The sequence below is a fragment of the Ammoniphilus resinae genome, from assembly GCF_017873965.1.
GTDB lineage: Bacteria > Bacillota > Bacilli > Aneurinibacillales > RAOX-1 > Ammoniphilus_A > Ammoniphilus_A resinae.
This window is the reverse complement of the sequence record NZ_JAGGKT010000020.1, coordinates 43,483-66,436: the sequence shown is the minus strand read 5'-3', so window position 1 is coordinate 66,436 and position 22,954 is coordinate 43,483. Positions and strand designations below refer to the sequence as shown.

Below are 22,954 nucleotides of genomic sequence, written 5' to 3'. Positions count from 1 at the left end.
TCGAAACTGATTTTACAGAAGTTTTGGTATAAGGTGGTCTACTTTTTTCTCAGCGTTTTGCTTAATAATGGCCTACTATTAAACTAGCATTCATACCTTAATAAAGAGTCCGAGTTAAAGGACACAGAGAGATGGGCGACGGTGATGATATTTACTGGGGAAGCTTCGATCTTAGAAAATGCGAATGCTAACGAAGGGCTATATGTTAGGCTCTTTGAGTTTAAAAACGTTCACTGGACCAAGAGTGCAGAGCATTCCGAAGTCCTTAAGGATATTATGATGAATCATTACGGTCATGCTGGGATCAAATTTGTGCAGTATTTACTGACTAAGGATCCTGAAGAAATAAAAGGCATTTGGCAAGGATATAAAAAAGAGCTGGAGGAACAATTGCCTGATACGAAATTTGCAAGCAGAGTGGGAGGAAAATTTGCCCTGATCTTAACTGGTGCCCGCCTTGCTAATGAATCACTAGGGATAAACCTTTCCATTGAGAACATTACTCAAATGCTGATAGAACAAGAAGAGGCTTCCATGGATGTACGGGAGCTTGCACCTAAGTTCTATAATGCCTTACTACAATACATCCTTCAAAATAGAAGGAGTTTCAAGTATAAGGATCTAGAGGTCAACTCTAATCAGGAGATATACGGGAAAATTGAAGTGGTAAATGGCAAAACCTTTTGTTATATCTTTCCTATCATTCTAAAGAAAATTGCAACAGAGCTTGGATTTCCTGATCTCCAAGTGCTGTTAGATGAATTAAAAAGAAAGGGTTACTTAAAACATGATACTAATAAAACCTTAATAAAAAAGCAAGTGTTCAAGAAAGATGAGCTTGAGCTTCGGGAGAAAGTACTGAATAAAAAGGATTACTCGCCTAAAGGAGACTATACTCACTGTATAGTTTATGAAGGTAATATTTTGCATGACTTTGATAAATTCGAAGAAAAAGAGAGTGAGAAAATTAAGGGTTTTGATCCTAATTCTATTCCCGGAAATCGAAAAATTACATCCAAACCTAAAAACCTTGCTGATCTTTTTGATGATAACTAACCGAGTTGGAGGATGAAACTGTGAACCTTGAAATGGCAACTAAGTATTTCATTCAGAATCTTATAAATAAAAACAAAAGTATTGGTACAGTACAGGAGTATCAAAAGGATTTGAAGATGGTCTTAGGGGATCTTCAAAAAGAAGATGTGTTTGACATCAAGGATGTAAGGGGAAGCCACTTGGCATCCTATCTTGATAACCTGATGAAGGAAAGAAACTATAAGCCATCGAGTCGGAATAGGCAGATGAACACTCTTCGTTCCTTTTTCAAGTTCTGTAAGAAAGCAGGGATTGTAAATGAAAACCCTGCTGAACATTTGGAGAGATTAGAAGAGGAAAAAGTGGAGAGGGTCTTTCTAACGTCTGATGAGGTTAACACCTTGGTAGAAACAATTGAACACCCTCTCATTCGGTTAGTCGTCATTACTCTATTCTTCACAGGAGCAAGAATAGCAGAATGTCTAAGTCTGGAGCTGGATGATATAGATTTCTCCCAAAAGACTATTCTCATTCGAAAAGGGAAAGGAAACAAATCAAGGACAATTCCTTTGCATCCAGAGCTAGAGAAGGCTCTAAATCATTACATAGAGGTCTGGAGAATCCGTACGAAAAGCGAGAAGCTATTTCTAACTGAAAGGTCAGGAAACTTGTCCGATGTTTACGTCAATAGGGTTTTGAAAGAGACGGTGGAGAACTTGAAGTGGGACAAGAAGGTGACTTGCCATGTGTTGAGACATTCCTTTGCTTCTGCTTTGGTACAAAAAAACGTACACATAGTAGCTGTAAAAGAACTCTTGGGTCATGCCAGTTTAAAGACAACAAGTGGGTACGCTCATATCATGAAGCAGGACATGGAAGAAGCCATACAAAGACTGGCACTCTGAAGCGTCCCCCAGGTCCCCCAGCATTTTGGGGGTGAGAGAAAGATCTAAAAAAGGAGGGAAAACACTCTAATTCGAAACTAAAAAATTTTCGAGTGGAAAGTTAGGATGTTTTCCAACCTAAAAATATCTCATTTCAAGAAATTACTGGGGGATCTGGGGGATTAAAAAATAATTGAGATATATATTATTACTTTGATACCAAGGAATTACACGAAAGATAAAACTTCAACAAGAAGATTGGGAAAGGGGATTTCATCATGGTTTCAAATTCAACCTATCATGCAAATTATGATTTATTGGTCAGTATGCTTGCTGAAATGGTCATTTCATATATAACTAAAAATCCAGTTGATCATGGAGATAACCAAGAAAATCAGAATAAAATTCAAAAGGGTACGAATGGAGGTGGGGAATAAATGGTTGCTACTCAGGCTTTTTTATCATCAGGTAAGAGGGTTGCCATCTATGCTCGTGTTTCTACTATTGAACAAGCAGAAGAGGGATACAGTATTGATGAACAATTACGCTTATTGAGAGAGAGATGCAAAAGTCAGGGGTGGGAGGTGTATCAAGAGTATGCGGATCGTGGTATAAGTGGGAAATCAATCGATGCCCGTCCCCAATTAAAAAAGCTGTTAGATGATGCTGGCAAGAAAGTCTTTGACATGGTCCTTGTTTGGAAAACCAATCGTCTAGCTCGAAATATTAAGGACTTGTTAAATATGGTTGATCTACTCGATAAGCGAAATATAGCCTTTCGCTCCTATTCCGAAAACATTGAAACAGAAACACCAGCTGGTAAGCTTCAATTACACATGTTAGCAGCAATTGCCGAATTTGAGCGAGGAACGATTGCACAAAATGTAAAGATGGGAATGCTGGCAAGAGCGGAAGAAGGGAATTGGAATGGGGGGAAGATCCTTGGTTATAACAGTGTGGAAATTCCCTCTAATAAGAAAAAGAAGTGCACCCAATTAGTTGTGAATGATAAAGAGGCTCAAACAGTAAGACGTATTTTTGACCTCTATGTTCATGGAAATGGCTATAAGTCTATCGCCAATAAGATCAATAAGGAGGGGCACCGTAGTAAAAAAGGTAATCCTTTTTCAATTAGTGCAATTAAGACCATCTTGACCAATCCAGTTTACGTTGGAATGATCCGTTACAATGTGAGAAGGGATTGGAGTGAAAAGAGGAGGAATAACATCAATCCTGAGCCCATTATCCAACAGGGAAAACATCAGGCTATTATTTCCCAGGAGGTATGGGACAAGGCACAAACGATCCTGAAAGGCAGAAGTTATACACCTAACCGGGTCCATAGTGGTGAACATCCTTTAACAGGAATCATGAAGTGTCCCCAATGTGGTGCAGGTATGGTTCTTGGTAGGACTACCAATCGTAATAAAGATGGAAGTAAACGTATTCTAGAATACTATGTATGCGGATCATGGAAGAACAAAGGAACATCCGCCTGTAATTCCAATGGTATTCGGATTGATTATGCAGATGCCTACGTGCTTAATAAGTTAAATTTAGTAGCAAATAGTGATAAGCTCTTGCATGATGTTTTGGATAAAGTAAACAAACGTGATCAGCAACAAACCCAGCCATTAAAGAAGGAATACGAAGAGTTAAAGAGAGCTATTTCTGCTCTCCAAGTGAAAAAAGATAAAATAATGGAGTTATATGTAGATGGGGTTGTTGGGAAGGACGATCTTAAGGAACGACTTGAAAAGTTAAATGAAGAAAAGGAATTACTTGAACATCGGTTAATGCCTCTAACTGAGGTTGTGGAAAGTAGGAACATACAAAATGTATCCTTTGAACTTGTTAAAGAAGTTTTAACTAATTTTAGCGAAAATCTTAAAAAGGCAACGACAAGTGAGCAAACGAAGCAGTTACTACATCTTCTAATTCAAAGGATTACGATAAATGAAGATCGCAAGATTGATACCATACGCATCCAATTGAATAAAGAAGTTGCACAGTATTTGCTTAAGCAAGGAGAAGAGGAGTCATTATTTATTGATGACTTCTCTTCTCCTTTTTGTGTTTATATTGATATTTGAGTGAAAGGGGGTGAATAATATGACTTCAATAAAGTTTATAAAAACAAAATTTATTTACAAATGGGCGACAATTGTTGCAGGGAAAATGTAAAAAAATGTAGAACTTTAGAACTACAATTAGATTTCGTTTAGGAAGAAAGGATGGGATAGAATGTTTGGATTGTTTATAGTACTAATGCTATTAAGTTTCTTAGCCATTTTTATTGGATTAATAAGTCCAAAAGTGGTGATTAGATGGGGGAGTGATGAATCCAAAACTAGGGGAAAAGTGTTTAAACAATATGGTTTGGCAACCCTTTTGTTTTTCATACTAATGGTGGTAACGGCACCAGAATCAACACCTGAAGAAAAAGCAGCCATGGCACAAAAGCAAGAGGCTGCTGATAAATTAAAAGCTGAAGAAAGGGCAAAAAAGGAAGCACAAAACGCGGAAGAAGAAAAAGCAAAAAAAGAAGCTGAAGCCAAGGAAAAAGCTGAACAAGAAGCAAAGAAAAAGGAAGAGGCACAAAAGTTACTATCCGAGGCAAAAACCAACTTTACTAATAATCAATTTGAGTTAGCAATTGAACAGGTCAATAATGCACTAGAAAATGATCCGAATCTAGAAGAGGCAAAAAGCCTTTTACCAAAGATAGAAGAGGGTAGACAGATATATGCTCAACAGTTCGCACAAAAGCAAAGAGATGATTATATAAATAGTGCACAGAACATTCCTTATAAAGTGTTAAATAAAAACCCCGATAGTCATAAGGGTCAAAGAGTTACTTACTATGGAAATGTTCAACAGATAATGGAAGAAGGAGACACTACATTTATGCTTCTAAATGTAACTGATCAAGGGTACGGAATTTGGGATGATACAATTGCTGTTAATTTTGATGGGAAGATTGATGTTTATGAGGGTGACATGATTCAGATTTGGGGTGAAGTAACGGGGGCATTTAGCTATGACTCTGTTGCCGGCTGGAAGATTACTGTTCCAAGTGTGAAGGCGAAATATGTGAGTAAATAGTATGTTAAAAGAGTAATAGATAAGAGGTTTTCTAGAAAGTAGTTCTAGAAACAACGAGCAAGAGTAAGAATTGGCTTGTTCAAGTTATTGTTGGTTAGTAATCAAGTACAAATATATTAAAGCAAAATAAATTTTAGGGTTATACCGTTAAAAGGGAGAATTGAAAATGGAAAATCTAGCTTCGGTACAAAACGAATCTGTTCTTGAAGAATATTCATTTACTTGGAATGGAGGAATCAGTTACTTAACTTATCTGAAAGAAAATACAAAAGTTACAGTGACCAATCAGCGATTACTTATTGAAACCAAAAAATATTATATGGGATTTATCCCAAGTGGTGCTATAACTGTTGAAGTCCCATTGGATAGGATTAATGAATTAACAACAAGTAAGAGGATTAACTGGCTTGATTTAATCTTTGCTATTGGGTTTACCATCGCAACTTTTACTGGCGTGTTTTTTGCAGCGATTTTAGCGATTATTTTTTATCTTTGCGCTTTCAATACAAATATTATTTTAATTAATAAACTGAACCAAAAAATAGTAATACCCTCGGCATCCAAAAAAGTGGCAATGCAATTTGTAGAGAGGGTTTATAAGTTGGCTCAATAATAAATCCAATATTTATTAATTCTAAGAAACCCTTATTCTAAAATTAGGGTTTCTTATTTTTCAATTAAATAGCACATAAAGTGGATAAGAAAACCTCATTTAGATATGTTACGGTGAACCGTATCATAAGTAAATGAGGTCTTTGTAAAAGATTAGGTAAAAATTTTTGTTTTTCACTTAATGTAATTTCGACATATACAATGACTCCCAATCTGATTCAGTGAAATAAGAAACGGATTGTGTATCCCTTCGCCTACTTCCAAGAACACCTTTACCACCGATAACAAATTTCAAATGAGGATTCCTTTCTATACAGGCTCGCATCCATTTTTCTACTCTCACCAAAGGAGCGGGGTTTGTAATAGAAATGGCAATAATAGAAAGGTTTTTGTTTTCAATTAAATCCAATAAACCATCGAAAGGTGTATCTGGTCCTAAGTAAATCACTTCATTTCCCTTTTTTCGTAGGAATAGGCTAAAAAGCATCAGTCCAATGTGATGATCTTCCCCCTCAGGACAAAAGGCTAGTATTTTGGGCAGCAACTTGTTTACAGGCAGAATTCTTAAAAATTGAGTAAATCGGTTAATGACGAATTGAGAGACATAGTGTTCTTGAGCAACAGTAACTTTGCCGTTCTCCCATTCATCACCAATTTGATAAAGTATTTCTGCCAAGATGTGATGAAAAACATCTTCGTATTCATACAAAGAAAAGGCTAATTCAATGATATTGTTTGCCTCTTGCGTATTGATTTCAATGAGTGCTTGATATAATGCTGCTTTTATGTCCCCAAAAGGTTTCTCAATGGGTGCAGATTCTATAGACTTGTTTGTAGATTGATTTAGAAGTTGGACAGCCTCACCAATTTTCATATGATTCTTGGTTGTTTGCTCTTTCAACCATTTTAAAATTTCTAAATCCTTTTTGCAGTATAAGCGGTGGCCCCCTTCCGTTCGCATCGGATTAACTACATGATATCTATTTTCCCAGGCTCTTATTGTTACGGGGGGGATGTCAAGTAATTCAGATACTTTTTTGATGCTGTACATCATCCATCACCTCAATTTAATTATACATATTTTATACAAAGTTCATATGTAGTTCAAGATGTGAGAAATTGATGAATAAGCTAGTACATAGATTAAGCATCAAAGGAAGTAAATTGTCTTTTAGGAAATAGTGGCTAAATTAAAAAGTGATTATTACAAAAGTTCAAATAAACATTGGTTATTAATGTGTAGTATTTGTGTAATTATAACTAGTGGATTGCATCTAACTACACAAAAAATTACACAAAAATGACGTTTAAAGGGAAAATATTGCACTTTTTGTATAACTTTTGTATAATTTGTTAAAATGACCTGCATGGTTTATATAAAAATATGAAACTAAAGGAATGGATTCTATGAAACAGGAGATATATACCGTACAAAATAATTCAAAAGCACTTGATGTGAATTCTGTCTTTGCTGCCATGAAGCAATCATTAGCCATGATTGTATTCGATACGGAAGGAAACGTATTATGGGCAAATGAGAAATTTGCAAGGACGATGGGGTATGAAGTGGACGAGATGCCAGGATTAAAGCATCATCAGTTCTGCGCACCGGAGTTTGTAAATAGCCCGGATTATTTTATATTCTGGAAAAATTTACGAAACGGGCGTACATTCCAGGAAAAAATAATGCGGGTAACAAAAGATCACCGTTATTTATGGTTTGAGGCGACTTATGCCCCCATTTATGAACATGAAGGCCATATTAAAGGCGTGATTAAGGTGGCAACAGATATAACTTCCCGTGAAAGGGCACGAACTCAATTGACTAATGAGTTACAGAATATGGCAGAGGGGCTTTTAAAGCGGGTTGAAGAGGGAATTTCAAGCGGCCATGATGTTGTATCATACATCGAAACTGTTGTTGAAGAAACAAGTGGAAACATGGAGATACTTCAGTTGCTAGAAAAAAAGGCAGAATCAGCTAACAAACTTAACGATAAGATTCGCAATATAGCAGATTACACAAATTTGCTTGCTTTAAATGCTGCAATTGAAGCCGCACACGCGAAAGAGTATGGTAAAGGTTTTAACGTCGTAGCAGAAGAAGTTCGCAAATTGGCTAAACAATCGGAGGCTACAGCAAGAGAAGTAAAATTAAATTTGGAGAGTATATCCTCTCAGGTTGAAGAGATTGCAAAAAGGATGAAAGGTTCACAAAGAACCATTATAGATAGTCAAACCTGTATTGACAAAGCTGTTGATGAATTCATTGGTATTGGTCAAGCCGCAAATCAACTTGATAAAAAAGCCAGGACTTTAGAGGACGTATTGTAAACGAAAAAGGGATTTGAATACGCTTTAGACGATGTTGGGGAAGGTTTTAATACCATAGAATTATTGCAAGACATTGCTCCCCAATATATGAAATTAGATATTCATTATGTGCAAGGTGTTGCTGGTGATTCAAATAAACAACAAATAGCGAAACAGTTTTTACATCATGCTTTAGAAGTAGGTTCTACTCCATTAGCAGAGTGTGTAGAACTAAGAGAAGACTTCGAATGGTTAAAACAAGCAGGGTACCAGCTTTTTCAGGGATATTTATTTGGGAAGCCTACCCCGAGTCCTATTGAGGAATTATCCTATTAACTTGAATTGAAAGCATGTAATGAAAACCTCCTTTAGATGCATTACGGTGAACCATTTCTCCATCCTAGTTGGGAATATTTAAAGCCGGGGTATATCCTTCCCTATGATAAAATAAAATACGGAAGAACAATAATAACTAGGGTGCGTTTAGATAGAAATAATAGGGGTAGGGGGATTCGGATTGAAGAAGAAATTGTCTATGGCTATTAGCATAGTCGTTTTTATAGCAATCGTTTTCATGTTCCTACAAAATCAAACGAAATCAATGGATGTCATCGGTTACGAAATTAAAGACACTACCTATAAAGAAATGATTAGTAGTATTGGGTCTGTTGAGTATGACAAAGTGGTTGCAATGAAAGCAGAGGTTAGTGGTACGCTTGGCGATATGAATGGGGAAGTCGGCGACAAAATCAAGGCGGGGGAGTTAGTGGCTAAGATTGATGACCGTCAAGCACGTATTGAACTCGAGGAGATTCAAACAAATAGCAATGTAGCAAAAGCTAGATACGAAGATTATATGAAATCTTATTCTCAAAATGAGCAAGCCATTAACGACCAACGAGTATTACAAGAGAATGAGATTGCGTCACTTCAGCTCGAACAATCTCAATTGAAAACCAAAATTGTGGAAACAAAAACTCTTGTGGAGGCTGGGGCTTTACCTTCTAAAGATTTAACGAACTTAAACGAGCAGCTGGCTGCACTTGAATTAAGAATTCAATCAGCGAATAAAAGGTTAGAATCGTTACGTTCACCTGTGCTTGCTGATCAAGAGCTAAAGGCTTCGATAGAGGCTGCTTCTGCCAAAGTGAGTAAGCAAAAATTACTACTAGATAAATACACAGTGAAAGCACCGATGGATGGAATCGTCATGGAGCGTATAGTTGAACCAGGAGCTTTTGTTCAGGCTGGGGAAGTAATCATGAAAATGGCTTCTGATCGTCACAAATACGCAGTCGTTGATATGGATGAGAAATATTTAAACGATGTTGCACTTGGAAAGGAAGCCCAAATTACGACAGAAGCTTATCCCGATGATGTAGTGAAAGGAATGGTAGAAAGCATCAGTCCAGAGATTGACAAGGACTCAGGTACTGTTCGGGTAAAAGTGAAGATTAACGATCAAACAGATCTTTTCCTACAGAATATGTCTGTGAAAGTAGAATTCGTTGGTCAAGCCTATGATCAAGCCATCGTGATTCCTGGTGACTATCTCATAAATGATGAAACACCAGCTGTTTATATCAAGGGTGAGAATGGAAAGGCTGTGAAGCAAAAGATTGTCATTGCTAACAAAAATGCCAAAGATATTATGGTCTTAAAAGGGCTCTCAGCTGGAATGGTGCTCTTAGATCCTGAAAAATTAGAGGAAGGCATGGAAGTCAATGTGACTCTTTCTGAAGAAAGTGAGAAAGGCCGATGATTTTCGAATGGAAGGTTGCCGTCAGGTTTCTTAAGGAAGGGAAAGGCCAGACATTATTTATTTTGCTTGGAATTACCGTTGGCGTTGGTGTCATGGTTTTTTTAAATACGTTAATTACAGGACTTCAAGCCAATATGATTCATACGGCTGTCGGTGATAGTCCGCATGTATGGATTTCTGGTGATGATGATTTTTATCAATTAAAGACTACAGAAGAAAGCAGCCATTCTATAAGAGGAAACTTTACCGAGAAAGATACAAGTCTTGGTAATTGGGAATCGATTGAAGAAATCTTAATGGGTCGTGAAGATATTTCAGCTGTTTCACCAGTTGCCGAAGGCAACGGTTTTGTTAACAAAAGCGGGCAAACATCCCCCGTCTTGGTAAGAGGAGTGGATCTGGAGAGGGCGAATAAAATTTACCGCATCAGTGATCGATTGATAGATGGCATGGGAATTCTAGATGGAAACTATGTGATGATTGGGAAAGAGTTAGCAGCAGAATATGAAATAGCTGTCCATGATGCGATGACCATTCAACTTGCCAATGGGACGACTCATTCCTTTACTGTATCAGGTATTTTTGACTTAGAAAATAAAGCTTTGAATAGTAGCTGGATCTTTATGGATTTAGAAAGGGCTCAAAAATTATTAGGCTTAAGAAATGATATTTCAAGTATAGAAATGCAAATCCATGATGTTTTTGATGCAGAACTTGTCATGGCTTCCATTGCGAATCGATTGGATGGGATTCACACAGACAACTGGATGGAAAGTAATGCTTCTTTATTAACGGGTCTTCAAAGTCAGCAGCAGTCATCACTTATGATTCAGGGCTTTGTTCTATTGGCTGTAACATTAGGGATCGCAAGTGTGCTTGCTGTATCAGTGGTGCAGAAATCTAAGCAACTGGGAATTTTAAAAGCGATGGGTACGAAAAGTAGAAGCGCCAGCCGGATCTTTCTTTTTCAGGGTGGCCTGTTGGGCATTATTGGGAGTACCCTTGGAGCAGGAGTGGGAATTGCCTTAGTAAAGGCTTTCCTATGGGGGACCTCCTTAAAAACAGGTGTACCACTTTTTCCGTTGCAACTAGAGGCGGGCAGTATTGTCCCTATTTGTATGATAGCCATCGTGGCTTGTACCATTGCGGCTTTTTTACCTGCACGAAAGTCATCCAAGTTAAACCCTGTGGAGGTTATTCGCCATGGATAATCATGTTTTAGAGGCTCGTCATATAAAAAAAGAATATGGCACAACGATTAAAACAGAAATTCTACATGGCATTAATTTTTCACTTACTGAAGGTGAATTTGTTAGTATCATCGGCTATTCCGGATCTGGAAAATCTACATTGTTAAACATACTTGGCGCGCTTGATACGCCTACAAGCGGAGAAATTCTTTTTAAAGGACAAGAATACGGGAAAATGACGGAGGATCAATTAGCGGACTTCCGGAATCAAAATATGGGTTTTATTTTTCAATTTCATCATCTATTACCTGAGTTCACAGCGATCGAAAATGTGCTTATCCCAACCTGGATTAAAATGGGGAATACGAGTAAAAAGCATGTGAATCGTGCGGAAGAGCTGCTTGAACTGGTTGGGTTGAAAGAGTATATCCATCATAAATCAACCAATCTATCAGGTGGTCAGCAACAAAGGGTGGCGATCGCTAGAGCCTTGATTAATAACCCTGCCATTTTACTTGGCGATGAACCCACTGGAAACTTGGATACAGAAACAACGGAACACGTCTATGAACTATTTAGAGATATTAATAAGGAATTTGGAACGACCATTCTAATCGTTACTCATAATGATAAAATTGCTAAAAAATCTGATCGAGTCATTGAAATGAAGGACGGTAATATTAGTAGGGATTATATGAATTAGAAATACGTGACGGTGTTTTGAAACACTCGAGTGAAGCATGCGGGCGAACGGAGTGGTGACATGTCTCCATTCTCCCCATGCATCAGTCCCAGTGTGACTTTGTTAGGTCACACTGTTGAGTTATCTTACGTTCTTTAATGCTGATGACCAGTTAACTAGCTGATCTAACATTTCATTCACAGTACCAGCATGCATTTCAGCTGGTTTGAAATCTGTTCCATTTTCAAAATCTGTGAATAGTGACAAGGCAGGGTGTGTACGGACATCAGCAACTGCTAATTCTCCTAGGATTCCGCGTAAATGTTCTGCTGCACGAGCTCCACCTACTGAACCATAGCTTACGATTCCCGCAGCTTTGTTGTTCCATGCCTCACGAGCAAAATCAAGTGCATTTTTTAATGCCCCAGTGATACTGTGATTGTATTCTTGAACAATGAATATGAAACCATCCAAGTTGGCAAGTTTTTCATTCCATGATGCAATTCCAGGTTCGGTACCATCGGTTGTTCCTAAAAATGGCAATTGGAAATCAGCAATATCTACAATTTCATAGTTGGCATCTCCGCGCTTGTCCGCAATTTCTTTTACCCAATTTCCTACTTGTGGACTGAGACGTCCTTGACGTGTACTACCTAAAATAATTCCGATATTTAATTTTTCTGTCATGGATTCTTCCTCCTTCGTTGTTTTTCCAAATAGATTGTCTAAGAACCCCATTTCATACACCGCCTATTTCTTTGGTTGTTTCTAACTACAGGACAAACTCACTTCCCTAATTTTTTTCTGGACAACTGGAGCCCAATAGGAGTAATTACGGGTGGAGATAGAGAATGCCTAATACTTTTCACTTATATATATTACTTTATGTAAGTAAGTATATTTATATAATTATATTTTGTCAAGTAACCTAGTTTTATTAAGTAAATTAATTCCTAAATTATAGGGTTATGAGGAACGGTGTCAGATAAACATTCCCTTCATAATTAAATAACGAATCCATTACAAAGGATTAATACTAAATTAAAACTTGTCGTGTTTAATAGAGTTATAAACCACAAGGAGGATTTAATAGATGACAAATAAGAAACTTGTGAAAAAGGGAGCTGCTTTGGCACTAGCTCTTGCGATTACAGTTCCGGCATTATCACCGGCAGAAGTAGCTGCTCAGGGGAATCTTAAAGTAGATTCTGTTCAATTTAATGGAATGAAAGCCCCATCTACTATTGATGAAATGGTAAAGACATATACAACTGCAACAGTTACAGTGAAATACAAAAACGGAAAAGAGCAAACATTCCCGTTGACCTACAAATCTTTATTTAAGTCAGAAGATAAAGTAGCAACAGTCAATGGAGAAGAAATTCCTGCAGGTACACCGATTGATGTGAATGGAAAGCCCATTGTTGATCCAAGCAGCCCAGAGAAAAAATACTTTGTTTCAGATGCTCCTGATTCCAATTCATTGTTAAATCCAATTAACGGCAAACTGTACATGATAACGCATTATGAATATCAAACAGTGGATGCTGCTGGGCAATCTGCTTATGGATTAGTACCTGCTTCCATGTCTTTGACTGAATTGACTCAAGATCCAAAAACAGGTGAGTTGAAACAAAAATCTGTGAAGAAAATTGACTTTTCTGCAGTAAATGGACTATGGATTCCATGTAATGGCTCTTTATCACCGTGGAATACACATATAGGTTCTGAAGAGTATGAACCAGATGCTCGTCAATTTTTGGATGTAAATTCAAAGACAAGAAGCCAAGTAGAAACCTTTGCTCAATTTTATTTTGGCGATAAAGCGAAAGCAAATCCATACTTCTATGGGTTCACTCCGGAAATTTCAGTAGATAATAAAGGAAATGCTTCCGTTGTAAAACATTACAGCACGGGACGGATTTCTCATGAATTAGCAAAGGTTATGCCAGATCATCGAACGGTTTATTTTGGTGATGATGGTGGCAATACTGGATTATTTATGTATGTAGCAGATAAAGAAAAAGATTTATCAGCAGGTACATTGTACGCAGCAAAATTCAATCAAACAGGGACTGAAAATGGTGGTTCTGGGGATTTGGAATGGATCAGCCTAGGGCATGCAACGGATAAAGAGGTGGAGAATATCATTCATAGCGGCATAACATTTGATGATATCTTCGAAACTTCAGAGGTTCCTGCTGAAGGGTTTACAGCGATTAAACAATATTCTTATGGTAAAGTGGAATATTTAAAAGTAAAGCCTGGTCAGGAAAAAGCAGCCGCTTTCCTTGAAACACGCCGATACGCTGCGATGCTTGGGGCAACGACTGAATTTAATAAAATGGAAGGTTTAGCCTTAAATCAACAAGATAACAAATTATATATTGCCATTTCTGATCAAAGCAAGGGCATGGAGAAGGATTCTACTGGAAAAGACCCGGTGGATCACATTCAATTGCCTAAAATTAAATCTGGTGTAACCTATGAGTTAGATTTGCAAAATGGTCAAAAGGACAGCAAGAGAGCATCTATTAATAGTTCTTATGTAGCTCTTTCCATGCATGGATTAGTTGTAGGTGAAGATCTTCCTGAAGCGGATGCTTACGGTAATACTGCGAATGTAGATAAAGTAGCGAATCCAGATAACTTGAGTTATTCTGAAGCCATGAGAACACTTTTTATCGGCGAAGATAGCGGCAACCACACAAATAACTTCGTTTGGGCTTATAATGTGGATACCAAAGAGTTAGAACGTATTTTATCGAATCCAGCTGGTGCGGAAGCAACTGGACTAACTGCAGTAGATGATAGCAATAACTTCTCCTATATCTTTAGTAACTTCCAACATCCTGGTGATGAAGTGGCTGATAAGGCTATTACAGCCATTAATAAGGACGAGCTGCTGAAGGCAGTGGATGAACAAATTGGAATTAATAAGACAGGTGGTATTGGATACATCTCTGGTCTACCTTCTTTCACAAAAATGTCAGATGTCAATCCATCGAAAAAGTAAATGTTAATGTAAAAAAAATCTTCCCTGAAGAGAACTCAGGGGAGATTTTTTATGCGCCAAAAAAGAATGGTTACATGGAGGTTGGCATGAATAGTGAAGAAATTTGTTTCTTGATGGGATTATTTAAAGATCAAATTTTTCCCCGGACCAAAGACTGTGCTTTTTTTCTTTTTCCCGCGCGCACGGAACTTGTTTTCTAGGAATTGAAAAGATACGTTTTTATACCTTCCTTTTCGTTTTCGATCCTTACAATATACGATTTTCGTTTTCTTATTGTTTATTTGTAGCCGATAGGCACTTAATCTTCTGCTAATCTGCGAGAGGAGTGATTTTGCTTCTTTTTTACTTCGACAATGAATGATGATATCGTCCATAAATCGTTCAAACACTAAATTTGGATGATGCTGTTTCATCCACTGATCGAAAATCTCATGCATATAGAAGTCTGCGAGAAAAGGGCTGAGTGTATTATCATGTGGTAGGCCTTTTTTAGGTCTGAATAGTAAAGATCCATTCTTTGTTTGGATAGGCACTTTCAGCATTCTCTCTGTATAACGCAATACCCATGGACTGTTGAAGTGTCTTCTAAGCATTTTCATCAGGCTCCGATGGATAATGTTGTCCCCATACTTCTTAACATCTAGGATGAGAGCCCAATCATATTTTAAACAGCGCTTTTTTGCTGCTTTGAGGGCTGCTTTTTTCGCTGCTTTTCCCCGCAGGCGCAAAAAAGAGTTCGGATGCCATCGTTCCTTGAATGCAGAGGAAAGATAATCTCTCAGCATGGTTTGGACGATATGATCACGCACAGTAGGGATTCCTAAAGCTCTCATTTTTCCATAGGGGGTACGAGTGTAAGCTCTCTGAACAGGAAAAGGGACATATTCCCCTGATGACAATTCCTCCATTAGATGATTCAGCATTCCCGTCGAGTGGAATTTCTGGATGGACTCCATATCGATGCCAAATGTTTTTTTTCTTTTACATTGTTCGTATGCTTCCGTAACCGCTTGTTGGGGGATATCAAATCTGACGACTGTTGTGGGGAAGGTGTAGACCTTTTGTGCTCGGGAGTTGGGAGGAACCACATGGGGCTTGTAATCCTTCATTTTACCTACTTTACGAGAATAATGAACAAGACGTCTCCTGTTTGTTTTCCACGTATGATTACTGTTTCGTTTTCTTCTTTTATAGACATAAAAAAAGCGATTGGTAGAATATATTTTGAGGCCATTGGCATGACAATCCTCGTAAAATCGGTTATCTTCCCCTAAAGAAACATCTCTAAACTGGACCTTTTCAAAGACTTTCCGTTTCGCAAGAATGGTGCCACCCTGAATACGTGAAACAAACTGATTCTCCCGGGTTGGAAAGCGAAGATATAAACGCTTGCTGTCAGGCAAGTACATGAAATGGGTCCGTTTACCTACCACATCTGCATTGGTGAGTTGCATCGCATGCAACGAATCAGAAAGATAGGCAGGAGCATAATAATCATCATCATCAAACTTGGCGATGTGATTATATTTTGCTTTTGTTATGGCGTAATTTAAACAGTTGCCGAGAGAGACTTTTGCAGAGAGTTGGTACACGGAAACATTTTCAAATTTCCTTGCTTCCTGTCGCCACTCGTTCAGGTTTAATTGGTCATTGTTGAGAATAATAATGAGTTCTTTGTTATTCACCGTTTGCTTGTGGTAGTTGGTGAAGATGTTTTTCATAAACCTGGATTTATTGGTACAGGTAATGACAGAGACACCGTAATTTACGTTTGTTCTTTCCATAGGAAATCGCCTCCTTATTTATTCGTAAATATCGGTCAGGAGGAGCTAAGATGGCTGACTTTCTTTTTACTTATATATATATACGAATTAGTTAATAGTTTGCGATAATGCAATCGTGGAAATTGGTGACTTTATTTCTATAAAAATATTAAGCTCAAGGTTCGAAGGTAGCCATTATAGGTTTGAACTGATGGATTTAGAAGGGTTAGAGAAAAACGGTGGCCGATTCGGACTGAAAGCAGGCTAGAGGGAGAAACTGAGTCCGAAACCGAGCATGATTCGGACTGAAACCAAGGTAGAGGGAGAAGCTGAGTCCGAAACCGAGCATGATTCGGACTGAGAACAGGGTAGAAGGAGAAACTGAGTCTGAAACCGTGTATGATTCGGACTGAGAACCGGGTAGAGGGAGAAACTCAGTCCGAAACCGGGCATGATTCGGACTGAGAACTGGGTAGAGGGAGAAGCTGAGTCCGAAACCAGGTATGATTCGGACTGAAACCAGGGCAGAGGGTAAAACTGAGTCCGAAACCGAGCATGATTCGGACTGAGAACAGGGAAGAGGGAGAAACTGAGTCCGAAACCGAGCATGATTCGGACTGAAACCAGGGCAGAGGGTAAAACTGAGTCCGAAACCGTGTATGATTCGGACTGAGAACAGGGCAGAGGGAAAACTGAGTCCGAAACCAGTTATGATTCGGACTGAAACAAGGGCAAATGGAGAAACTGAGGCCGAATCCAATCCTCCATACCTCTATCTGTAATAAGTATCTTTGGTAGTTCCAAACGAGGTATAGTTTTTCTTTAAAACCCTAGAGTAGGTCTTACTATTTAGATCCGCATTGCACCAATTATAGATGCTATGGGTTGTAATCTTGCGGTCGGGGAATAGAAATTTAAATTCTTCCACATTTCGCAGGATGGCGTGTTCCATGCTTTCTCGTTCCCCGCATGCTGCACATACAAAATCACTCTTTCTTTTATCAAGCAAAAATGAACCGCAATTTTTACAGTAAATCCCCTTATGTAACCTGTCAAAATCATACTTAGGCAGCATCGGAAATGGATTCTTCGTTTGATGTAGTGAAAGTAATTTTTGGGCCAATTTTTTGTGTCCTTCATCTAATATGGATGGGGTTTTATTTAAACCTTTTAAAAAACGATTGATTTGGGTAGGCAAAATGATAGGTTGATCAAATGGGGCTTGATATAGGGTGAACTCGGGGTTGATAAAAATTACGAAGGCTTGAACCGTATAGTTTTGTTTAAAGCTATGGAGGAGTTGGCGGAAGAGGGCATCGGTTCTTTTTAGCTGGATCAATGGGTTTTTATATTCTCGTCCGGTTACCAAGGCAATAAACTTGTCTGATTCAAAGTAGTAATCACCTTCAATATTCTTTATTTCAAAAAGATGAATAATCCCCTGTGAAATCATTAATGAATCAATTTGAAAATAGGAGCCGCACACCTCGAGGAGTAAGTCATTGAGTATAAGCCTTTCTTCTTTAAGATTCTCTATTAGTTGATCAAATTCCAACTCGCCTTGATAACCTTTTTCAAGATATTGTAACTTCTCCTTTTCAGGTAACTCCATTCGCTTGTCTAGATACCGCATTGCTATTAATTCGTCCGATTCGGACCGACCTCTAAGAAACATAGGAAACTTCCTTTCTTTTGATTTTTTATTGACTATTCAATATATTCGGTTTAAATTATATTTATCCTCTTTTAAACTTCTTAAAAATACCTCGGAATTCCCCGTGTAACAAATAGTCCACTAACCGATTGAAGAATAGATAAACGCTAGAATCCCCAACACTCACCATGAGCATTGGGGATTCTGCTTCTCTCCCGATTATTCAGGAATATTTCCACCGGCAATGCGTGCCCCTGCATTCCCAGCTGGGTCGGATTTGCCATCATCTTCAGTAGCGTGGATGATGAGTGATTTTCCATAAATAGAGTTGGGCTTTCCTTCCTCAAGTGTCACGCCCGGTACGGGGATGAGTGCTTCTACGTTTCCGTTCTGATCCACAACTAGATTTTGCATGTCACCGAGATGTGCGCCTGCAGGATTATCCTGACCATGCTGTTTTCCTTCAGGATTGAAGTGGCCGCCAGCGGATGTCAAATCACCATTGGCAATTGGATTTTCATGGATGTGGAATCCATGCTTGCTGTTCGGAGTCAATCCAGAAGCTATTACTTGGACAAAGGTTTGAGGTCCAAGATTATAGAAAGCAGCATACCCAATCTTTTCCGATTTATCGTTCAGCAGATCGACTTTTACTGTTCCGATCGACATCTGCTCTTCATCCGTAATAAAGTAATTATGGATATCAAAATGCGGTGTCTCAAATCCAGGATGTCCTACTGGTTGGTGTTCAATATCAGTCTGAACAACGGTTGGGGACGGCAAGCCTTTCATACCTGGTACATTGCGATGCGATTTTCCTTCCACGAAATCCTTTTGAGCAATCATATATTCCAAGAAAACCAAACGTCCGTCAAGGACACCGTAGATCGGTCCCAGCGGCATTTCATCAGGTTTTGCCCAATGTTCTCCCATCGCAGGAACAATTTCTCCCGGAGATAAATTAATTGTTCCTTCAGGTAAAACAAGCACATAAATTTCCTGGGCGGCTCCATCCAGCGTAATGCGTCCGTTGACTGCATTGCTTAGGTCTTTAATCCAAGCCGTTTGCTCGCCGTTTACTGTTTTGGTTGCCATCGTTTTTCCGTTAAAGGTAACACTCTTTTTATCTGCAGACCAGATAACGGGCCGATCGAATAGATCCGTATAGGCCTCTACAGATACATAGTACTTATCACCTTCCATATGGTTCGCCTTGGATTTGACCTCCACTCCATTGACGAGAACCTTTGCTGCATTGCCGATCTTGACAGGGGTATTGACGGGAGCCTTTTCCGCCTTCTGTGGAACGGGTGTGCCTTCGTGTGCGGCAGCCAGTCCAGAGCTAAGAAGCAGCGCACCGGATGTGAATAATGGAATCATTTTTTTCATATGTATTTCCTCCTTGATTCGTGAAAATTAGATCGTTTTTACCATTTGCACCTAAAGAATAGTATATATCACCTAATTTATAAAATAAATAAGAATATTTTGAAATAATTTAACAGATTCTGTCGGAATAGAAAAAGCCGCCAAAATAGGCAGCTCTAATTTTTCTTTTTCGTTAAAGCCGTTTCGGTGACTACCGCAATCAGGGCACCAAACACCAGGCCATTGCTCAAGATCGAGACAAGCGTCGGTGACATGTTGGAGAATGCCTCGGGGGGAATAAACATCGTGCCCATCCCGGCAAATAGAGAGATACCAACGATTTGATAAAGAGCCTTCTTGTTTTTTACTGATTCAAATTCATGCAGCGCCATACCAATGAGACTGGCGAAAATCGGGAAAATGGCAGCATAGCCAACGGCTTTCGGGATCGCAGCGACAAAGGATGTAAAGGGTGGAAAAAGACTAATTAAAATGATCGTGAACGAACCCAAAAGAAAAGGGAGCTTGCTTGTTATTTTGGTTGTGTCAATAAATCCGGCGGACCCGGAAATTGGCACGGCCCCGATGGAAGAAAACAAGCCGCCCAATAACTGATTCACCCCCGATACCACCCCCGTCTGTTTTAAACGATTACGATCAACGCTTACCTGGTGATTTTCCAACACCTGCGAAACGACATGAACGGAAGCTAATAAGTTTGCAAGCAGCAATAAAGTAATAAAGATGACCATAATGATCATGCTTGGCTCGATTCGCGGTGGACCAAAGGCAAAGATCTTGGGCAGATGAAAGAAGTCATTTACTTTCGTAATAGGCTCGGCAAGACCAAAAAGGGAAAAAATCACCCAACCAAATATAATACTGACTAACACGGAGTAATGTCCGACCCGGGGGATCCTCATAAAAACATATGCAACGAGGATGATTAGAAAGGAAAGAAACAGGACTTTGGTATTCACATTGGGGTTTAAACCCTCTAAACCAAACATCCCTTGAAAAAAGGACTGGCTTAATTGGGCGATTAGCAGGATCAAATAGATGCCAGTGACGGTTGGTGTGAACAGACGTGCCAGCTTTTCAACCAATCCGAAGACACTCAAGAGAATAAAGATCACGCCGCTTAATAAAAAAGCATACTGCATAACTCGCAGTGTCTCGATATGTGACCCGAATAGAACGGTACCAAGGCCAGCATATAAGGAAAACACTCCCCACCAAAGACCGGCAGGTCCTTCTTGAATGGGCATGTGATGACCAAAAAAAGTTTGTAAAACTCCCGCCAACCCAAGGACAAATAAGGTTCTTTGCACAAATTCAATTGTTTCCATTGGGTTGAGCTCATAGGTAGAAGCGATGGCGACAGGAACCACAACACTACTCATTAAAATAAATAAAGCCCATTGCAGAGATGAAAAGATAATTTTCATATTGATCCTCTCCTTCGGTGATAACTATAGCATGGACTTGATCCTCTCCTTCGGTGATAACTATAGCATGGACTGGATGGTGGAAAATCATGAGAGGGATGGGCAATATGGGTAATTTTCTCGCCTATCCATGAGTCAGCAGGTGCCATTTTTACCCTTATTCGGGCTATTTTTATTCCTTTTTGGAATATAAGGGGGGATTATCCAATCTGCAGCTGGATTTCAAAGGCTGATTCATCTAATAAATAGATCACTTATATACTAAACATATATTGTTTGGCATGAATCAATATCATAAAATAAATCCATCAAATAAAAAACACAGGATTGGGAAACAGTTGGGAGATGAAACCATGAAAAAGGTAGAATGCATTATTCGGCCGGAAGCCTTTCAGGCGCTTCGACACAGATTAGATGAGATCGGGATTTATGGACTTACGGTTTCAGAAGTCGCTGGGTGTGGCAAACAGAAAGGGAAAACGGGTTTTTTTCGTGGAAGTACGTACGAAATTAACCTCAACGCCAAGGTGAAGGTGGAAATGGTTGTGGATGATGAGCAGGTAGAGGGCATCGTTGAGGTCGTTATTGAAACATGTTCGACAGGTGAGATTGGGGATGGAAAGATTTTTATCCTGCCAATCGATGATGTGATTCGCATTCGAACCAAAGAAAAAGGAAGAGAAGCATTAATATAAAAAAGATATTCCTGGGAGGGAAGAAATCATGTTAAATAGGTTAGCTGTATTAACCATAGGTGGATTTGCACTTGCACCTGCTGTGTATGCGGAGGGGAATGTACCAGCAGTTGAAGAAGTCGTCCAATCGGTAGATCTAGTATGGATGATGATGGGAGCGTTTCTCGTATTTTTCATGCACGCAGGCTTTGCCATGTTGGAAACAGGGTTCACGCGTTCAAAAAACGCATTAAATATTTTGACTAAGAACATCTTGACGATGTCGATCGGTTCGACTTTATATTTTCTCATTGGTTATGCCATCATGTTTGGCGAGTCGTTCCATGGGTTGATTGGTACTAGCGGGTTTTTATTAGACGGTCATTCAGATCAAATGGGTTTCGCCATCTTCCAAGCGGTGTTTGCTGCAACTTGTGCAACCATCATATCCGGGGCTGTAGCGGAACGAATGAAATTGGGTTCTTATATTGTGTTAACGATTTTGATGACGGGATTCATTTATCCCATCGTGGGACATTGGGTTTGGGGCGACGGATGGTTGGCTGAGCTTGGATTCGTTGATTTTGCTGGATCATCGGTGGTTCATTTAACAGGGGCGATGGGTGCTGTGATTACCGTAATCATACTTGGCCCAAGATTTGGCAAGTACGCACAAGAAAGAGTCAATGTCATTCCAGGACATAATCTTCCATTGGGTGCTTTAGGAGTATTTATCCTTTGGTTTGGTTGGTTTGGGTTTAATGGAGGAAGCACATTGGCTGCTGATCCAGAGAAAGTACCTGGTGTGATCGCTGCTACCTTGCTTGCTGGAGCGGCGGGTGTTTTATCATCGTGCTTCTACACCCAGTTTAAATATAAGCGGATCGATCCTTCTTTAACCATGAATGGTGCTTTGGCAGGTTTGGTTGGAATCACTGCGGGCTGTGCAAACGTTACGCCTGGTGGAGCGATGATCATTGGTTTGATTTCAGGAATTTTTTTAGTCGAGGCTGTTCCATTTTTTGATCGCGTAGCGAAGTTAGATGATCCTGTTGGAGCGATTGCTGTTCATGGGGTATCTGGAGTATGGGGAACCCTTGCGGTAGGACTCTTTTCAACAGACGGTGGATTGTTCTATGGTGGAGGATTACACCTTCTAGGGATTCAGGCTTTGGGCGTACTTGCCGTTATGGTCTGGACGGTTGCAGCCACCGCAGGTTGCCTTTGGGTGATGACTCGATTTAGCTCGATTCGGGTTTCCAGAGAAGAGGAGATCTCCGGGTTGGATTTTGCGGAACATGGATCCACTGCTTATGAGACGACGAAGAGCATCTTTAACGAGAACTTTGTGGATCCCTCTCATGAAGCTTTTGGGATTGGGTTGATCCAACGATTGGACCGTTTGACGCCCACCCCAAGCAATACAAAAGCAGAATTAAGTTAGAACT

The 22,954-nt window shown here is 39.3% G+C and carries 19 protein-coding genes and 1 pseudogene; 14 read left to right on the top strand and 6 right to left on the bottom strand.

All coding sequences use genetic code 11. The annotated features are described in order from the left end of the window. Positions 1-144: 144 nt before the first annotated feature. The 6 genes from J2Z37_RS21635 (at position 145) to J2Z37_RS21610 (ending at position 5,637) form a co-directional block, all read left to right on the top strand. Entirely contained in the window at positions 145-1,056 is a 912-nt protein-coding gene (locus J2Z37_RS21635) for a hypothetical protein (RefSeq protein WP_245204090.1), read from the top strand. A gap of 20 nt (positions 1,057-1,076) precedes the next feature. Further along, positions 1,077-1,940 (top strand): tyrosine-type recombinase/integrase, encoded by an 864-nt coding sequence (locus J2Z37_RS21630; protein ID WP_209812401.1) that lies wholly within the window; start codon positions 1,077-1,079, stop codon positions 1,938-1,940. A gap of 257 nt (positions 1,941-2,197) precedes the next feature. Beyond that, positions 2,198-2,356, top strand: coding sequence for a hypothetical protein (locus J2Z37_RS21625; protein WP_209812400.1), 159 nt, complete (start codon positions 2,198-2,200; stop codon positions 2,354-2,356). Beyond that, a complete protein-coding gene (locus J2Z37_RS21620) occupies positions 2,357-4,012 on the top strand; it encodes a recombinase family protein (protein ID WP_209812399.1) in 1,656 nt (551 codons plus the stop codon). A gap of 151 nt (positions 4,013-4,163) precedes the next feature. After that, entirely contained in the window at positions 4,164-5,024 is an 861-nt protein-coding gene (locus J2Z37_RS21615; RefSeq protein WP_209812398.1) for a hypothetical protein, read from the top strand. 166 nt (positions 5,025-5,190) lie between these two features. Then, positions 5,191-5,637: a hypothetical protein gene (locus J2Z37_RS21610; RefSeq protein ID WP_209812397.1), complete on the top strand. Its 447-nt coding sequence runs from the start codon at positions 5,191-5,193 to the stop codon at positions 5,635-5,637. A 177-nt stretch (positions 5,638-5,814) separates the two neighbouring features. Here J2Z37_RS21610 and J2Z37_RS21605 read toward each other — a convergent pair whose 3' ends face one another. Further along, complete coding sequence (locus J2Z37_RS21605) at positions 5,815-6,687, bottom strand: MerR family transcriptional regulator (RefSeq protein ID WP_209812396.1); 873 nt, start codon at positions 6,685-6,687, stop codon at positions 5,815-5,817. 356 nt (positions 6,688-7,043) lie between these two features. Between J2Z37_RS21605 and J2Z37_RS21600 the strand changes: the two genes are divergently transcribed. From J2Z37_RS21600 to J2Z37_RS21580, 5 genes and pseudogenes are all read left to right on the top strand, one after another. Next, positions 7,044-7,970, top strand: coding sequence for a methyl-accepting chemotaxis protein (locus tag J2Z37_RS21600; protein ID WP_209812395.1), 927 nt, complete (start codon positions 7,044-7,046; stop codon positions 7,968-7,970). Positions 7,971-7,985: 15 nt separating this feature from the next. Further along, positions 7,986-8,285 (top strand): annotated as a pseudogene (locus tag J2Z37_RS21595) (EAL domain-containing protein); the annotation flags it as partial. A 181-nt stretch (positions 8,286-8,466) separates the two neighbouring features. Beyond that, complete coding sequence (locus J2Z37_RS21590) at positions 8,467-9,711, top strand: efflux RND transporter periplasmic adaptor subunit (RefSeq protein ID WP_209812394.1); 1,245 nt, start codon at positions 8,467-8,469, stop codon at positions 9,709-9,711. Further along, on the top strand, positions 9,708-10,922 hold the full coding sequence (locus tag J2Z37_RS21585) for an ABC transporter permease (RefSeq protein ID WP_209812393.1): 1,215 nt from the start codon (positions 9,708-9,710) through the stop codon (positions 10,920-10,922). The genes J2Z37_RS21590 and J2Z37_RS21585 overlap by 4 nt, the downstream gene beginning before the upstream one ends. Beyond that, positions 10,915-11,604 (top strand): ABC transporter ATP-binding protein, encoded by a 690-nt coding sequence (locus J2Z37_RS21580; protein WP_209812392.1) that lies wholly within the window; start codon positions 10,915-10,917, stop codon positions 11,602-11,604. Before J2Z37_RS21585 ends, J2Z37_RS21580 begins: the two co-directional genes overlap by 8 nt. Before the next feature lie 120 nt (positions 11,605-11,724). Here the strand turns inward: J2Z37_RS21580 and J2Z37_RS21575 are convergent, their stop codons facing one another. Continuing rightward, positions 11,725-12,321, bottom strand: a complete 597-nt coding sequence (locus J2Z37_RS21575; RefSeq protein ID WP_209812391.1) for an NADPH-dependent FMN reductase — start codon at positions 12,319-12,321, stop codon at positions 11,725-11,727. Between the two features lie 355 nt (positions 12,322-12,676). Here J2Z37_RS21575 and J2Z37_RS21570 point away from each other — a divergent pair, with 355 nt between their 5' ends. Continuing rightward, positions 12,677-14,599, top strand: coding sequence for a PhoX family protein (locus tag J2Z37_RS21570; RefSeq protein ID WP_209812390.1), 1,923 nt, complete (start codon positions 12,677-12,679; stop codon positions 14,597-14,599). A 119-nt stretch (positions 14,600-14,718) separates the two neighbouring features. Here the strand turns inward: J2Z37_RS21570 and J2Z37_RS21565 are convergent, their stop codons facing one another. The 4 genes from J2Z37_RS21565 to J2Z37_RS21550 all read right to left on the bottom strand — a co-directional run bounded on the left by J2Z37_RS21565 (position 14,719) and on the right by J2Z37_RS21550 (position 20,832). After that, positions 14,719-16,383, bottom strand: a complete 1,665-nt coding sequence (locus J2Z37_RS21565; RefSeq protein WP_209812389.1) for a reverse transcriptase domain-containing protein — start codon at positions 16,381-16,383, stop codon at positions 14,719-14,721. A gap of 751 nt (positions 16,384-17,134) precedes the next feature. Beyond that, positions 17,135-18,037, bottom strand: coding sequence for an NERD domain-containing protein (locus J2Z37_RS21560; protein ID WP_209812388.1), 903 nt, complete (start codon positions 18,035-18,037; stop codon positions 17,135-17,137). Between the two features lie 198 nt (positions 18,038-18,235). Further along, positions 18,236-19,405 carry a superoxide dismutase family protein gene (locus J2Z37_RS25640; RefSeq protein WP_245204084.1) on the bottom strand — a complete coding sequence of 390 codons (1,170 nt, stop codon included), beginning with the start codon at positions 19,403-19,405 and terminating at the stop codon, positions 18,236-18,238. 155 nt (positions 19,406-19,560) lie between these two features. After that, the gene (locus J2Z37_RS21550; RefSeq protein WP_209812387.1) at positions 19,561-20,832 is read right to left on the bottom strand and encodes a purine/pyrimidine permease; all 1,272 of its coding nucleotides are present in this window, start codon (positions 20,830-20,832) and stop codon (positions 19,561-19,563) included. 353 nt (positions 20,833-21,185) lie between these two features. Here J2Z37_RS21550 and J2Z37_RS21545 point away from each other — a divergent pair, with 353 nt between their 5' ends. Together J2Z37_RS21545 and J2Z37_RS21540 are read left to right on the top strand one after the other, a co-directional pair. Then, entirely contained in the window at positions 21,186-21,527 is a 342-nt protein-coding gene (locus tag J2Z37_RS21545) for a P-II family nitrogen regulator (protein WP_209812386.1), read from the top strand. Between the two features lie 28 nt (positions 21,528-21,555). After that, complete coding sequence (locus J2Z37_RS21540) at positions 21,556-22,950, top strand: ammonium transporter (protein ID WP_209812385.1); 1,395 nt, start codon at positions 21,556-21,558, stop codon at positions 22,948-22,950. The last annotated feature ends 4 nt before the right edge of the window (positions 22,951-22,954 follow it).